This window comes from uncultured Azonexus sp. (genome assembly GCF_937982035.1).
GTDB lineage: Bacteria > Pseudomonadota > Gammaproteobacteria > Burkholderiales > Rhodocyclaceae > Azonexus.
On the sequence record NZ_CALJNI010000002.1, the window covers coordinates 1 to 16,141 of the forward strand.

The window sequence follows — 16,141 nt, forward strand, 5'->3', positions numbered from 1 at the left end:
ACGATACCGGGGCAGTCCACCGGTAGCTGGCGCAGCACCACCTCCAGGGCCTGGGTGCCGCCGGTGGACGTGCCCAGCGCCACTACGCGGTCGGTGGTGGTCAGGTGAGCGGCCGCTGCGCGTTCGCTCCTGACTGCCACAGCGGGCGGTGCTTCGACCGTCTTGCGCGGCATCGCGCGCGGCTGGCTGCGGGCGGCGACCTCGATCTGCCGGATCAGGTCGCCGGACATCTGCTGCAGGCTTTCGCGCAGGCCCAGCCTGGCCTTGGTGAACACGCCCACGGCGCCGGCGGCCAGCGCATCCAGGGTCACTGCGGCGCCGGCCTCGGTGAGAGTGGAGCAGATGATCGCCGGCGTCGGCCGTTCGGCCATGATCTTGCGCAGGAAGGTGATGCCGTCCATGCGCGGCATTTCCACGTCCAGCACCAGCACGTCTGGCCATTGCTTGTGCATCTTTTCCAGGGCGAACAGCGGGTCGGCGGCCTGGCCGATCACCTGGATACCCGGATGGCTGTCCAGGCAGGTGGTCAGTACCTGGCGTACCAATGCCGAGTCGTCGACGATGAAGACCTTGATCTGTGCGGCGCTGGGCATGGTGGCACTCCAGGCAGTGACGTCATTGGCGCTCGAAGACCGACGGGCGCAGGGTACGCAGCGGCAGGCCGAAACCGTGCAGGCTTTCGGCATGGCCGATGAACAGCAGGCCGCCCGGGCGCAGGCGCTCGAGCAGGCGGTTGACGATCTCGCGCTTCTGCTCGGCAGCGAAGTAGATCAGCACGTTGCGCAGGAAGATCACGTCGAACGGGCCGATGCCCTGCGGCAGCGGGCGCATCAGGTTGACTTCGGCGAAGGTCACCCGGTGACGCAGCGGCTGGCTGATGCGCAGCAACCCCTCGCTTTCCTCCACGCCGCGCAGGCAGTGACGCTTGAGCCAGCCGGCAGGGAACTGCCCGGCCTGGTCGATGGAATAGGTGGCGCTGCGCGCACGCTCCAGCACGCGGCGGCTGATGTCGCTGGCGAATACCGACCAGTCCTGGGTGCGGGCGTGTTCGGCCACGGTCATCGCCATGCTGAAGGCCTCTTCTCCGGAGGAGCTGGCCGCGCTCCACAGGTGCAGAGGGCGGCGCTGACTGGCTACCCATTCGCCGAGTACGGTGAAGTGCTGCGGCTCGCGGAAGAAGTAGGTCTCGTTGGTGGTCAGCAGGTCGATCACCGTGCGCCGCTCGTCCACCGACTCCGGCCGGTTGAGCAGTTGCAGATACTGGCTGTAGTCCTGCAGCTGCAGTGAGCGCAGGCGCCCCATCAGGCGCCCTGCGACCAGGGTGCGTTTCTGTTCGGCCATGCGGATGCCCGATTCCTCCAGCATCAGGCGCTGGAGGAAGCGGAAGTCTTGATCGTTGAGTCTGGGCAGGTGACCGCTGGGCATCAACTGGCCTGCTGCGCAAGGCTCAACTGGCGGATATCGTCGAGCGAGAGCACCCGGCGCACGTCGATGATGATGGTGAAGCCACCGTTGTCGCGAGCCATGCCGGCGATGAAGTCGGTGCGAATGCCGGCGCCGAACGGCGGCGCCTGTTCGACCTCGCCGGGCTCGATGTCGAGCACTGCGTCCACCGCATCGACCACCAGGCCGATGCGTTGCTGCTGCTCGTCCAGGTTCAGCTCGATGATCACGATGCAGGTGCGTTTGCCGGCCTGGGTCAGCTCGAAGCCGAAGCGCGCCGCCAGATCCAGCACCGGTACCACGTTGCCGCGCAGGTTGATCACGCCGTGGATGAAGCCCGGCATCATCGGCACCGTGGTCACCTGGCCATACTCGATGATTTCCCGCACCAGCTCGATGGGCAGGGCATAGCGCGCGTCACGCACGCGAAACGACAGGTGCTGCACGCTGTCCGGTGGGGCCACCTGATGGCTGGCGGATAGACCATTCATGCCGCTGCCCTCAGTTGAAGTTGACGAACTGGCCTTCATCGGCCGGTGCCGCAGACACCTTGCGTTCGCTGTTGCGGCGCAGTTCACGCACGTTGCTCGGGCTGCGCTCCTCGCGCCGTGGTGCCAATGCCTTGGCGGGGCTGGCGGTGCCCAGACGGAAGTAGCTGATCAGCTCCTGCAGCTGGCTGGCCTGGGCGTTCATTTCCTCGGCGGTGGCGGCCAGCTCCTCGGAGGCCGAGGCGTTCTGCTGGGTGATCTGGTTCATCTGACCCATGGCGATGTTGATCTGCCCGGCGCCGGTGCTCTGCTCCTGCGAGGCGGCGGTGATCTCCTGCACCAGGTCGGAGGTTTTCTGGATGTTCGGCACGATCTGGTCGAGCAGGGCGCCGGCCTGTTCGGCCAGGTGCACGCTGTTGCTGGCCACGCCGCCGATTTCCTGAGCGGCCACCTGGCTGCGCTCGGCGAGCTTGCGCACCTCGGCCGCGACCACGGCGAAGCCCTTGCCGTGGTCGCCGGCACGCGCTGCTTCGATGGCCGCGTTGAGCGCCAGCAGGTTGGTCTGGTAGGCGATGTCGTCGATGATGCCGATCTTGTCGGCAATCGACTTCATCGCATCGACCGTCTTGCCCACCGCGTCGCCGCCCTCGACGGCTTCCTTGGCCGACTTGGTCGCCATGTTGTCGGTGACCTTGGCGTTTTCCGTGTTCTGGTTGACCGAGGCCGTCATCTGCTCCAGCGAGGCCGTCGTTTCCTCGACCGACGCCGCCTGCTCCGACGACGACTGGGACAGCGATTGCGCCGTTGCCGAGACCTGGCCCGAGGCGTTGGACAGTGCATCGGCCGCGGTGATGATCTGACCGATGGTTTCGGACAGACGAACAATGGTGTTGTTGAGCGCGTCCTTCAGCGTGGCGAAGTCACCCTGATACGACTTGGTGATCGTCTGCGTCATGTCGCCCTGCTCCATCGCCGCCATCACGCGCTGCACGTCCTGGATCGGCGAAACCACGGCATCCAGCGTGTCGTTGACACCCTGGACGATCTTGCGGAAATCGCCCTCGTGCTGGCTGGCGTCGGCACGGGTTTCCAGCTTGCCGGCGACGGCTGCCGCCGACAGCATGTTGGCGTCGGCCACCAGCTTGTTGACCGCCTCGATGCAGGTGTTCAGGTTGTTCTTGATGGTGTTGAAATCGCCGTTGTACGAGTCGGTGATGCGCTCCGGGATATCGCCCTTGGAGATGCGGTCCACGTAATTCGCGGCAACGTTGAGCGGCCCGATGACCGAATCCAGGGTGTCGTTCACGCCCTTCACCACGCGCTGGAAATCGCCCTGATGCCGGCTGGCATCGGCACGCGTGGACAGCTTGCCCTCAACCGCAGCCTGCGACAGCATCGCCGCATCGGCCACCAGGGCATTGATGGCATCGATACAGGTATTCAGGTTGTTCTTGATGACATTGAAGTCACCGTTGTAGCTGTCGGTGATCTTGGCCGGAATCGCACCGCGGGAAATATCGTCGACATACTTGGCCGCCACGTTGAGCGGGCCGATCACCGCATCGAGCGTGTTGTTCACGCCGATCACGATCCTTTGATATTCGCCCTGATACTGGCTGGCATCGGCGCGCGTTGCCAGCTTGCCATCGACAGCCGCCTGGGCCAGACGACCGGCTTCGCTGCTCATGTTGCGCACGGCGGTCACCGCCTTGTCCAGCGAACGCAGCACCTGGCCGACCTCGTCCTTGGCGCTGGCGTCGATCTTCATCGACAGATCGCCGGCGGCGATCTTGTCGGCAATGATCACCGCTTCGCCGACCGGACGGGTGATGCTGCGCGTGATGACGAAACCGAAGATCGCGGTCAGCAACGCCGCGATGACCGCCAGCGTCAGCATCAGGTTTTCCGCGCTCTGCGCCAGTTCGGTTGCCTCGCGACCGGTCTGTTCGACCATGTTCGACTGGTATTTGATCATTTCCTGCAGGGCGCCGATGTAGTCCGCCTGCGCCTTGCGCATGGTGCTGGTCAGGACCGCGACGCCTTCCTCACGGCGACCTTCGCGGAAGAAGGCTGACGCCTTCTGCAATTCAACGACATAGGCAGCGCGCACTGCCGCGACGGTCTTCAGGATTTCCCGCCCTTTTTCGCTGGTCACGGTCTTGTCGAGCTGTTCGAGTCGCTCCGTGATGATCTTGCTCTGCTCCGGAATCCGGTCGAGTTCGCGGGCGGCATCTTCCTTGGAATTGGCCAGCGCAGCATTGCGGATGACCCGGGCGACCACGTTGAGGGCATCGATGACATCGTTGGCCTGGACCGTTTTCGGATATTTGTCCTGGACCAGGTCCTGGACCTGCATCTCGAGCGCAACGAGACGGCTATAGCCGATCACCGCGATGGCGATCAACAAGACCAGGGTGACCGTGAAGCCGATCCCGAGCCGGATACCGATTTTTAGATTGTTCAACATGAAGAACTCCTGAATCGAAGCAGACGAAAACTGAAGGGGTTAATTGGCCGCTGTCGAGCGGGGCAAGGCACTATTGGCATTCATGTCGCGCTCTTCCTGACGCACGTTGCGCTGTACCAGGGCCTGGACATCGAGGATCAGGGCAACTTCCCCGGTCCCCAGGATGGTCGACCCGCCGATCCCGCGCAGGTGGCGGAAGATGGTGGACAAGGGTTTGATCACGGTCTGGAACTCGCCCATCAACTGATCGACGACGATTCCCGCCTTCTGGCCGGCAAACTGGACGACAACGATGTTCTCGCGCGCCGGCCGGTCGCCGCCGATCTCGAACATGTCGCGCAGACGGACGAAGGGCAGAACCTCGCCGCGCAGGTTGAGGAAATCGCGATCCGCCGACATGTCCGTGAGTTCGATACACTCGATGACCATGTCCAGCGGAATGACGTAGGCGGACTTGCCGACGCCGACCAGGAAGCCGTCGATGATTGCCAGCGTCAGCGGCAGGCGGATGGTGAAGGTCGTCCCGACGCCTTCGGTCGAACTCACTTCGCAACTGCCGCGCAGGCTCTGGATATTGCGGCGCACCACATCCATGCCGACACCGCGGCCGGAAATGTTGGTCACCTGCTCGGCGGTCGAGAATCCCGGCTCCCAGATCAGGTTGATGATTTCCTGATCGCTCAGTTGCTGGGTTGGTTGGACCAGGCCCTTGTCGATGGCTTTCTGCAGGATTTTTTCGCGTGGCAGGCCACCGCCGTCGTCGACCACCTCGATCACGATGCTGCCCGAATCGTGATAGGCGTTGAGTTCAAGACGACCGTGGCGCGATTTGCCCCGGGCCTCGCGCACATCCGGTTTCTCGATCCCATGGTCCATGGAATTGCGCACCAGGTGCATCAACGGATCGCCGATCTTCTCGACGACCGACTTGTCGAGCTCGGTTTCGGCGCCGGTGATGACCAGATCGATTTCCTTGCCCAGTTCGCGCGAGGCGTCGCGGACGACGCGGTTGAAGCGGTTGAAAGTCTCGCCGATCTGGACCATGCGCAACTGCAGCGCCGAATCGCGAATGTTCTCGACCAGGCGCGACAGGATCGATGTCGATTCGACCAGCTCGCTCTGGCCGCTGCGCTGCGCCAGCAAATTGGCCGACGCACCGGCAATCACCAGTTCGCCGACCAGATCGATCAACTGATCGAGCTTGTCCGCCTGCACCCTGATCAGGCGGGCTTCGACCGCCTTTTTCTCGGAAACCTGGGTCTGCTTGCTGACCGCCGCCTCGACCACTTCCTTCTGCACCACTTTCTGGTCCACCAGGATTTCGCCGATCGGCAGTGCCTCGGCCTCGCTGTCCCCCGCCGGATCGGGCAGGCGGCCGCGCTGCTGGGAACTGAGGGCCTCATCGAGTTCGGCCTGGGTCAGGGCGCCGCAACGCAGCAGCATCTCGCCCAGACGCATGTCGTCTTCGGGCAGTTCCTTGATCAGCTTCAGGTACTCGGACAACTTGCTGTTCGGCGGCAGGATGCGCAATTCGCAGTCATCGCGGCAGAAATCGAAGACCTGCTCGATCTCGGCCTTGGAAGCGCGGGTCTGCAAGCGGATCTCGAAGCCCAGGTAGCACGACTCCGGGTCCATCTCGGCAGCTTCGGGCATGGCATCGGGAATGGTTTCGAGCGCGATGATCTCGCCCAGCGAAGCCAGGAAGCGGATGAAGGACAGGGGGTCCATACCGCCACGCATCATGTGCGGGCCAAAGCGTACGGAAATGTGCCAGCTGTCGGTATTGACCACGCCGCCGCCGGAAGCCTCGACATCGGCCTGCGCCTCGACCACGCTGCCGCCGGAAACCGGTGCAGCCGGTGTCGTGTAGGCAACCAGTTCCTCGAGCAGGGCGTCGCCGGCAGCCTTGATCTCGGCCTCGGGTTCCGCCGCCCCTGACTCAAGCACATCCATCAGGCGCCCGAGATGGTCGCAACAGCGCAGCAGCAAACCGGTCAGGTCGCTGGAAACCTGGATATCGCTGTTACGCAGGCGGTCGAGCACGTTCTCCACCTTGTGCATGAAGCCTTCGATGAAGTGGCACTCGATGACCCCCGAAGCGCCCTTGACGGTATGCGCGGCCCGGAAGATGCCGTTGATGTTGTCCTGGTTGTCGGGTTGCTGTTCCAGTTCAAGCAGCCCGCTTTCCATGGCCTGCAACTGCTCCCGACCTTCCTGAATGAATACGCTGGTCAGTTCATCCACGAATCTGCTCCTTAATGCTGCTCATGTGCGGTAATGACGACCGGATCACCGAAAAAAGCGGCGAGATTGCAGAAATCGAGTGTCTGGCGCACCACCGGGCTGTGCGCGACGATGGACATCTGCTTGTCCAGTCGCGCCGCTTCGCGCTTGGCCAGGATCAGCAACTGCAATCCGGCCGAATCGATTTCGGCAACCTGGGAAAGATCCAGCTCCAGGCCGTCGGCGGCATCCAAGGCAGCCACCAGCTGGTTCTTCTGGTCGAGCGCGTTGTAGATGGTCATGTCCTCGACAATGACCAGGCGGTTATTGCTCCCCATACAACCTCCGTCAGAACAGTTCGATCTTTGCCGACCCGCCGGATGCCTTGGCATTCACGCTGGGTGACTGGTGCAAGGCTTCCTGATGACTGATCCGCTGTGCATCCATGACGTACTTGCCGTACAAGTCGTCGAGGTGCTCGGCCAGCGGCACATATTCGAAGGTTTCGCCTTCGGCGTCGCGAATGCGCCGGGCCAGGGTGTCGGCATGCTCGTCGAGCTTGCGCAAGGCATTGGAGACGATTTCGATCTGCTGGCGGGTGATGTCCTGGAACTGGACGCAGGCCAGCACATCCATGAACATCCGGGCCAGTTCGCCGCTGGCTTCGCGGACCGTACGCAACACGTTGAGGTCATGATCGAGCAGGGTCTGGTAACCCTCGCCCAGACTGCCGAGCTGGGCGGCAAATTCGGTCAGGGCCGCACGCTCGCCTTCCACGCTGGAATGCGCAAGCTTGTCCTGGAACTGGGTGCGGATCGAGCTGGCAACCCCGTTGATCCCCTCGTTGATCTTGTTGACCGCGACATCGGTCTCGGTCGACAGCTTGCGTACCTCGTCGGCAACCACGGCAAAACCCCGCCCGGCTTCGCCGGCCCGAGCGGCTTCGATGGCCGCGTTGAGCGCCAGCAGATTGGTCTGGCTGGAAATATCCTTGACCAGCCGGACCAGCGTACCCAGGCCTTGGGCCTCATTCACGATCTGCTCGATGCGCTGCTGATCGAGTTGCGCTTCCTCGATCCGCTTGCGGATGTAGGAATCCATTTTTTCGATCAGCGCACGATTGCCCTGGATATCCTCCTCCGAGCTGTTCGCCAGTTCGCTCGATGTCCTGGCCGTTTCCGCGACGAAATTATCCAGAGTGGTCACTACCGAATCGATGGCCTGCAGGCGTTCCGTAATGTCGTAAGCGGCTTTTTCGGTGGCGGCAACAATCCCGTCCAGCTGCCTGCGCAACACTTCGTTGAAATTGCGCACGCCGGCCAACTCCCGGGCAACCTCCTCGCTGACCGTCTCGACATTGCTGATCTTGCCGACGATTTCCTCCTGCTGCGTCGTCATCCCCAGCATCGCATCGCGGTACACCGCCAGGGAGACCAGGCGTTGCGCCAGGTAAGCCGCCAGCACCAGGAAGACAGAACCAACGGCATCGCCCAGCGGATTGCTGAATCCCAGGCCGGGCAGCAAGATCTCGTGAAACCATTCGTTGAGCAGGTAGACCACGACGAAGGCAACTGCCGCCACCAGGAGCGCAACGATCAAGCCCCGACGTTTCAGGTTATCGATCGGCATGTCAATGACCTCAGCGCAGGACCAGCTTGATGGTATTCAGCAGTTCGTCCGCGGTCGCGGGCTTGACGATCCAGCCCGACGCACCGGCCGCCTTGGCCTCCAGCTTGCGCGACTGTTGCGACTCGGTGGTCAGGAACAGGATGGGAATGAACTTGTAAGCCGGCAGCTTGCGCACTTCCTTGATCAACTCGATCCCGTTGATGCCGGGCATGTTCAGATCGGTGATCAGCAGGTCGACCTTGACGCCGGCCTGGAATTTCTTCAACGCCTCTTCACCGCTTCCGGCCTTCTCGGTGGCGTAACCCGCCTTGCCGAGAATGTTCGAAATGCTGAGCAGGATGGTGGCTGAATCATCGACTAGGAATATTGTTTTCATTGCGTGCAGACTCTTATTGGGGTTGCTGGGCTGTTCTTGATGCCGCCCGGAGAACGACGAACTTATGGTACAAGCAAAATTAATTATTACAAACCACAAAAACCGCAATATCCAGCAGGTTATTCATAACAATTTCAGCTTTGCCGGAAAGCTCTCAAAAACGCAAGGCATCGGAGAGTGAATCGACCTCCCGCCGGGACTCTTCGAGAATTTCGGTGAGCAATTCCTCGCCGATCAGCAACTCGATTTCGGCACTCCCGCGGGATGGTGAACCACCATCGACCCGGACATGCAGCGGCGACGGGACCGGACACAATTCCTCGGCCAGCAGCAGCGTGTCGCCAAGGGTCGCCGGCGGCATCCCCAGATAACCATCCCAATAGGTGTCGACCGCCGCCCTGATGTTCTCCGGAACATTCAGCACCCGCAGCAGCGGCTCGCCGATCGTGCGCTCGCCGCTTTCGATCCATTCGGCAAAATCGTCGCCGAGGATACCGGGGTAATCCTGGCTGCGCGAAAGCAGGTAAAACCCCGCGACTTCATGGACGATACCGGCGAACATCGCCGCCTCCGGATCGAGCCGGGTAACCCGGCGGGCCAGCACCCGCGCCAGCGCCGCCACATGGGCACTGTGCGCCCACAGTTTCTCCGCCAGTGCGCTGGCGTCCGCCGGTATCGAATTCCCGGCCATCTGCCGCGCGACGACTGCCATGGCCAGGGTGCGCACCGTGGCCAGCCCGATCCTGGCAATGGCCGAGCGCAGATCGTCGATTTCCCGCCCGTAGGGGTTGTAGGCCACCGAATTGGCCAGTGCGACGATGCGCGCCGACAACACCGGCTCGGCCTGCACCAGTTTGGCGACGGCGTCGATGTGACAATCGGGATCGGCCAGCATGTCGCGGATGCGCAACGCCAGCCGGACGCTGGTCGGGAAGACCACACCGTGCTCGCTGATCTGCGCAGCTATTGCCGAGAAAACCTGTGCCTTGTCCAAGATACCCCCCCCTGCCGGCAACGGTATCAGATCATCGAATCTCCTGCTACCGCAATATCCCCGGCACAAGGGGAATCAGGCGTTCAGGGCACCCGCCGCCGCAGGGCCATATGCGCCGAAACCATGCCGGCAATCTCGGATTCCATACCACTTCCCCGGCGGCAGCCGAGCAACAGGTGGAGCAGGCCGCTGGTGAAGGCCCAGGTATCGCGGGCAACCACATCCGGATCAAGCCCGGCCCGAAGATAACCCTTCTCGGCCGCCAGCCGGTACATGCGCAGGATCTTGTCGAGGAATTCCTGCGCCGGCCGACCGACTTCCTGTTCGATGCTGGCGAATTCATCGACATATTCACAGCGCGAGATCATGATCTCGAAAACCTCGCGAAACTCGGCATTCTCCACCAGCACCCGGAAAAACTGGCGGATCGAACCCTCGATGGCATCCAGCGGATTGTGTAGCGCAGGATCGTAAAGGATGGCATCGGTACTGCCGATCATCGGCGCGAACATGGCGTCGCGCATTGCAAAAAACAGCTCGGCCTTGTCCTTGAAGTGCCAGTAAACCGCACCGCGGGTGACACCGGCCTCACGGGCGATGCGGTCAAGCGAGGAACGACTGACGCCACACGCGTGAAATACGCGTCGGGCAGCATCGATGATCTCCTGACGCGTCCGCTCGGCTTCTTCCTTGGTTTTCCTGACCATTTCCTTCTCCTGTTGCCTGCTGCTTTCCCCGGGCGGACGCCATGGTAAATCGCCTGCCCGATAAAACGAAATGTTTTACATACATTCGTGTCTGTATATAATAACGCAAAAATTTCCCGGAGCCCCAACTCATGAAAACGCTGAAGCCCACCTTGCTTGCCTTGGCCATCTGTACCCTCGGCCTCGCCGCCTGTTCCGATCAACAAGGGGCTGCCGGCCCGCAGATGGGGCCGATGCCGGTCACCGTCCTGGAAATGCAGCCGCGTACCGTACCGACCTCGATCGAGGTCATGGCACAGACCGAAGGCGCGCGCGAGACCGAAGTCCGCGCCCGGGTCGGCGGCATCCTGATCCGCCGCCTTTATCAAGAAGGCGAGGTGGTCAAGGCCGGCCAGCCGCTGTTCCAGATTGACCGGGCACCGTTCGAGATCGCCCTGGCCGAAGCCCGCGCCCGCGCCGACCAGACGGCGCGCGAGAAACAACGCCTGAAAGGCCTGGCCGAAGCCCGGGCAATCAGCCAGAAGGATTACGACGACGCCGTCTCGGCCGATGCGATGGCCCAGGCCGCGCTGCGCCAGGCCGAACTCAACCTGTCGTGGACCACCGTGACCGCGCCGGTCGCCGGCACCAGCGGGCGCGCCGTGCGTTCCGAGGGCAATCTGGTGAATACCGGCAGCGACAGCCTGCTGACCTCGATCTACCAGACCAACCCGATGTGGGTCAGCTTCTCGCTGGGCGAGAGCGATCTGGCCAAACTGCCGGCCGGCCGGGTCCGCGACGAAGACGTGCGCGGCGTCGAGCTGATCCTGGCCAACGGTCAGGTTTATGGTCAGCCGGGCAAACTCAACTTCGTTGCCGCCAATCTCGACACGACCCTCGGCACCCAGGCGTTGCGCGCCGAATTTGCCAACCCGGAACAGCAACTGCTGCCCGGCCAGTTCGTCCGTGTACGCCTGCTCACCGGCGAACGCGACGGCGTTTTCCTGATCCCGCAGACGGCGGTGATCCAGAGCGAACAGGGTAACCTGGTGATGACCGCCGACGCCGAGAACAAGGTCGCCCCGCGCCCGATCAAGACCGGTGAATGGTACGGCAAGGACTGGGTGGTGCTCGGCGGACTGCAGCCGGGCGACAAGGTCATCGTCGACAACCTCATGAAACTGCGCCCCGGCGCCCCGGTCGCGCCGCATCCGCCGGCCGCCCCGGGCAAGCCGGCCGGCGCCGCACCTGCCGCAACGGCCAAGGCCGAGTAAGGGGCAAACATGTCTAAATTCTTCATCAACCGACCGATCTTCGCGTCGGTCATCTCGATCATCATCGTCATTGCCGGCCTGGTCGCCGCGCAGGTACTGCCGATTGCCCAGTACCCGCAGATCGCCCCGCCGACAGTGATGATCACCGCCACCTATCCCGGCGCCTCGGCCGAAACCCTGGCCCGCACCGTCGCCGCACCGATCGAGGAACAGTTGAACGGGGTCGAGAACCTCGCCTACTTCACTTCCTCGGCGTCGGCCAACGGCAGCGTCGCCATCACCGCCACCTTCGACGTCGGCACCGACGTCGATACCGCGGCGGTCAACGTCAACAACCGGGTCAAGGCCGCCGAAGCCCGCCTGCCCGAGGAAGTCCGGCGCAACGGCGTGATCGTGCAGAAGCGCTCGAACGACATCCTCAAGGTGATCGCGCTCGACTCCGAAGCCGGCAAGTACAACACCCTGTTCCTGTCGAACTACGCCAGCCTGAACATCGTCGACGAACTCAAGCGGGTTCCCGGCGTCGGCGACGTGACCATCTTCGGCGCCCAGGACTACTCGATGCGCGTCTGGCTCAAGCCCGACCGCATGGCCCAGCTCGGCGTGACGACGGCGGAAATCGCCAGCGCCATCCGCGCCCAGAACGCCCAGAACGCCGCCGGCAAGATCGGCCAGGAACCGGCGCCGGACGACCAGATGCTGGTGTACACGGTGACCGCCAAGGGCCGCCTGCTCAGCGAAGAGGAATTCGGCAACATCGTCATCCGCGCCAGCGGCCCCGGCGGCCTGCTGCGCCTCAAGGACGTCGCCCGCATCGAGCTCGGCGCCTACAGCTACGACCAGCAGGTCACCCTCGACGGCCAGCCGACCATCGCCATGGGCGTCTTCCTGCAGACCGGCGCCAACGCGCTGGACGTTGCCAAGCGCGTCCGGGTCAAGATGGAGGAACTGAAGACCAAGTTCCCCGAAGGCATGGGTTACATCATCCCGTTCGACACCACGCGCTTCGTCTCGGCATCGATCAACGAAGTCGTCTGGACGCTGATCGAAGCAGCGCTGCTGGTCATCGCCGTCGTCTATCTCTTCCTGCAGAGCTGGCGTGCGACCTTGATCCCGATGGTGGCGGTGCCGATCTCGCTGATCGGCACTTTCGCCGGGCTGTGGCTGTTCGGTTTCTCGATCAACACCCTGACGCTGTTCGCCATGGTGCTCGCCATCGGTATCGTCGTCGATGACGCGATCGTCGTGCTGGAGAACGTCGAGCGCCTGATGAGCGAGGAGAAACTGCCGCCCAAACAGGCGGCGATCAAGGCCATGCACCAGGTGCAGGGCGCGCTGGTGGCCATCGTCCTGGTACTGTGTGCGGTGTTCGTGCCGGTCGCCTTCCTCGGCGGCATCGCCGGCCAGCTCTACAAGCAGTTCGCCGTCACCGTGGCGGTCGCCGTCTTCCTTTCCGGCGTCGTCGCACTGACCCTGACGCCGGCCCTGTGCGCCCTGCTGCTCAAGGCCCAGCACAGCCCGAACCGCTTCTTCGCCGGCTTCAATCGCATGTTCGACCGGCTCACCGACAACTATGTACGCACCGTCGGCTTCACCCTGAAGCACGGCATCGTCGGCGCCCTCATCTTCGTCGCCGTGATCGGCATCAGCACCCTGTTCTTCCGCGTCATTCCCGGCAGTTTCGTGCCCTCGGAAGATCAGGGCTACCTGATCTCGGCGCTGATGCTGCCCGACGGCGCGACGCTCAAGCGCACCCAGGCGACCGGCGAGAACATGCGCGAGATGATTGCCCAGGACCCGGCCGTCCGCCACACCTTCGTGGTTTCCGGTTTCGACCTGATCGGCGGCGGCAACAAGCCCAACGCCGGCACCATGTTCGTGCCGCTCAAGGACTGGTCGGAACGCGACGCCAAAGCCCAGGACCTGGCCGGCAAGTTCATGGGCATCGGCATGATGCAGGCCGACGGCATGGGGCTGGTGTTCAACCCGCCGCCGATCATGGGCCTGGGCAGCGCCGGCGGTTTCGAGGTCTATGTACAGAACCGCGTCGACGGCGATGCCATGAAGCTCAACGAAGTCGTCCAGAATTTCATGGCCGACCTGCAGAAACACCCGGAATTCACCCGTATCTCGACCTTCTTCCGCCCGACCGTGCCGCAACTGTTCATCGAGGTCGACGAAGCCAAGGCGCTGGCGCTGGGCATTCCGCTGGCCGACGTCTATTCGACGCTGCAGAGCACCATGGGTGCGCTCTACGTCAATGACTTCAACAAGGCCGGCCGCGTCTATCGGGTGCAGTTGCAGGCCGAAGCCAATTACCGGATGAAGCCGGACGACATCGGCAAGGTCTACGTGAAGAGCACGGCCAGCGGCAAGATGATTCCGCTGTCGGCGATCAGCACCGTGAAGAACGTCGTCGGCCCCGAACAGGTCGAGCGCTTCAACGGCTTCGTCGCCGCCAAGGTGATGGGCGATTCGAAACCCGGCATCAGCTCGGGCGACGCCATCCGCATCGTCGAGGAAGTCGCCGCCGCGACCCTGCCCGACGGCTACGGCATCGCCTGGACCGGCCAGGCCTACCAGGAAAAGCAGACCTCCGGTTCGTCGATCCAGGCGTTCGCCTTCGCCATCATCATGGTCTTCCTGATCCTTGCCGCCCAGTACGAGAAGTGGTCGCTGCCGCTGGCCGTGGTCATGGCCGTCCCGTTCGCGCTGATGGGTGCGCTGACGGCGATCTGGCTGCGCGGCATGCCCAACGACATCTACTTCCAGATCGGTCTGGTCGTGCTGATCGGCCTGGCGTCGAAGAACGCCATCCTGATCGTCGAGTTCGCCGCCCAGAAATACGCCGAAGGCCTGAGCGTCAGGGATGCCGCCCTGGCTGCCGCCCGCCTGCGCCTGCGCCCGATCATCATGACCTCGCTGGCCTTCGTGCTCGGCGTCGTGCCGCTGGTCAAGGCCACCGGCGCCGGCGCTGCCGCCCGCCAGTCGATGGGTACCGGCGTTTTCGGCGGGATGATCGCCGCCACCTTCATCGCCACCATTTTCGTGCCGCTGTTCTTCCTCTGGCTGGAGCGCGGCAAGCAGATCGACCCGACGCACCTCGACGTCGAAGAGGAGAAAGCATGATGCGCCGCCCGCTGTTCCGCCTGACCCCGCTAGCCCTGGCCGTGTTGCTCTCCGGCTGTGCCGTCGGCCCGGACTACCTGCGCCCGGCCAACTGGCTGCCGGCAGCCTTCAAGGAAGCGCCGACCGCCGTCGCCGAGACGAAGACCGACAATCCGGCCATCGTCCAGCAGTGGTGGACGCTGTTCAACGACACGACCTTGAACGAACTGGTTGACCTGGCGCTGCGCCAGAACGCCGACCTGCGCAGCGCCGTCGCCCGCGTCGAGCAGGCCGATGCCGCCGCCCGCGAGGCCGGCGCCAGCCTGTTCCCCAACGTCGACGCCCAGGCCGCCGGCAGCAACACGCACCTGAGCGAGAAGACCGCCACCTGGTCGGTCAATTCGCCGGAAGTGCTGCGCGCGCGCAGCGCCGGGCTCAGCCTGTCCTACGAACTCGATGTCTGGGGCCGCGTCCGCCGCAGCAACGAGGCCGCCCGCGCCAGCCTGCTCGCCAGTCAGTACGGTCGCGACAGCATCCGCCTGTCGGTGGCCGGCCTGGTCGCCGCCAACTACCTCAACCTGCGCGCCCTCGACGCCCAGCAGGCGATCACCGCCGAATCGCTGAGCAGCCGCGAGGAAAGCGCGAAACTGGTGAAGACCCGGGTCGATGCCGGCCTGGTGTCGCCACTCGACCAGTACCAGGCCGACGGCGCCCTGGCCGCGCTGCAGGCCCAGCAGGCCGAACTGCGGCGCAGCCGGGCGTTGCTCGCCCACCAGCTGGCGCTGCTGACCGGCAAGCCCGACCTGGAAATCGCCGCGGGCCCCTTGTCGGCCATCCCGCTACCGCCGCAACCGCCGGCCGGCCTGCCGGCCGACCTGATCGAGGCCCGCCCCGATGTCCGCCAGGCCGAACAGCAGCTGATCGCCGCCAACGCCAACATCGGCGTCGCCAAGGCCGCCTACTACCCGAAATTCTCGCTGACCGGCGTGCTCGGCAGCGAAAGCAAGACGCTGTCCGACCTGTTCTCCAGCGGCGCCGGCACCTGGTCTGCCGGCCTGTCGCTGCTGATGCCGATCTTCGATTTCGGCAAGACCGGCGCCCGCGTTGACCAGGCCAAGGCACTCAACCAGCAGTCGCTGATCGCCTGGCAGAAAACGCTGGAAACAGCGTACAAGGAAGTCCGCGACGCCCTGGTCAGCCTGAACGAACTGGGGATCGCCGAAGGCGCGCAGGAAAATCGCGCCGACAACGCCCGCAAAGCCCTCGACCTGGCCCGCCTGCGCTACGACGCCGGCTATTCCGGCTACCTGGAAGTGCTCGACGCCCAGCGCAGTGCCAACGAGGCGCAACTGGCCGCCGTTGCCACGCGTCAGGCCCGCCTGAATGCGGCCGTCGAGCTATTCAAGGCACTGGGCGGCGGCTGGCGCGCCGGCGCCTGAAATCGCGTTCCCGG

General features: G+C 63.8%; 13 protein-coding genes. 3 read left to right on the plus strand and 10 right to left on the minus strand.

Annotation, left to right across the window (positions count from 1 at the left end; translation table 11 throughout):
- The 10 genes from Q0799_RS01805 to Q0799_RS01850 all read right to left on the minus strand — a co-directional run.
- On the minus strand, positions 1-593 hold a 593-nt coding region (locus Q0799_RS01805; protein WP_298393576.1), incomplete at its 3' end, for a response regulator.
- 22 nt (positions 594-615) lie between these two features.
- Complete coding sequence (locus Q0799_RS01810; RefSeq protein ID WP_298393578.1) at positions 616-1,425, minus strand: CheR family methyltransferase; 810 nt, start codon at positions 1,423-1,425, stop codon at positions 616-618.
- Positions 1,425-1,934, minus strand: a complete 510-nt coding sequence (locus Q0799_RS01815) for a chemotaxis protein CheW (protein ID WP_090426276.1) — start codon at positions 1,932-1,934, stop codon at positions 1,425-1,427. Before Q0799_RS01815 ends, Q0799_RS01810 begins: the two co-directional genes overlap by 1 nt.
- 10 nt (positions 1,935-1,944) lie before the next feature.
- Complete coding sequence (locus Q0799_RS01820) at positions 1,945-4,398, minus strand: methyl-accepting chemotaxis protein (RefSeq protein ID WP_298393583.1); 2,454 nt, start codon at positions 4,396-4,398, stop codon at positions 1,945-1,947.
- Between the two features lie 39 nt (positions 4,399-4,437).
- On the minus strand, positions 4,438-6,642 hold the full coding sequence (locus Q0799_RS01825; protein ID WP_298393585.1) for a chemotaxis protein CheA: 2,205 nt from the start codon (positions 6,640-6,642) through the stop codon (positions 4,438-4,440).
- 11 nt (positions 6,643-6,653) lie between these two features.
- A complete protein-coding gene (locus tag Q0799_RS01830; RefSeq protein ID WP_028995923.1) occupies positions 6,654-6,959 on the minus strand; it encodes an STAS domain-containing protein in 306 nt (101 codons plus the stop codon).
- Positions 6,960-6,969: 10 nt separating this feature from the next.
- On the minus strand, positions 6,970-8,250 hold the full coding sequence (locus Q0799_RS01835) for a methyl-accepting chemotaxis protein (protein WP_298393587.1): 1,281 nt from the start codon (positions 8,248-8,250) through the stop codon (positions 6,970-6,972).
- 10 nt (positions 8,251-8,260) lie between these two features.
- Positions 8,261-8,626 (minus strand): response regulator, encoded by a 366-nt coding sequence (locus tag Q0799_RS01840; RefSeq protein WP_028995925.1) that lies wholly within the window; start codon positions 8,624-8,626, stop codon positions 8,261-8,263.
- Positions 8,627-8,780: 154 nt separating this feature from the next.
- Positions 8,781-9,620: an HDOD domain-containing protein gene (locus Q0799_RS01845; protein ID WP_298393590.1), complete on the minus strand. Its 840-nt coding sequence runs from the start codon at positions 9,618-9,620 to the stop codon at positions 8,781-8,783.
- Between the two features lie 83 nt (positions 9,621-9,703).
- A complete protein-coding gene (locus tag Q0799_RS01850; RefSeq protein ID WP_298393592.1) occupies positions 9,704-10,327 on the minus strand; it encodes a TetR family transcriptional regulator in 624 nt (207 codons plus the stop codon).
- A 131-nt stretch (positions 10,328-10,458) separates the two neighbouring features.
- Between Q0799_RS01850 and Q0799_RS01855 the strand changes: the two genes are divergently transcribed.
- From Q0799_RS01855 to Q0799_RS01865, 3 genes are read left to right on the plus strand one after another with little or no spacing between them, the layout of a single operon-like run.
- Entirely contained in the window at positions 10,459-11,580 is a 1,122-nt protein-coding gene (locus Q0799_RS01855; protein WP_298393594.1) for an efflux RND transporter periplasmic adaptor subunit, read from the plus strand.
- 9 nt (positions 11,581-11,589) lie between these two features.
- On the plus strand, positions 11,590-14,709 hold the full coding sequence (locus tag Q0799_RS01860) for an efflux RND transporter permease subunit (protein WP_298393596.1): 3,120 nt from the start codon (positions 11,590-11,592) through the stop codon (positions 14,707-14,709).
- On the plus strand, positions 14,706-16,127 hold the full coding sequence (locus tag Q0799_RS01865) for an efflux transporter outer membrane subunit (RefSeq protein WP_298393598.1): 1,422 nt from the start codon (positions 14,706-14,708) through the stop codon (positions 16,125-16,127). Before Q0799_RS01860 ends, Q0799_RS01865 begins: the two co-directional genes overlap by 4 nt.
- Positions 16,128-16,141: the final 14 nt, after the last annotated feature.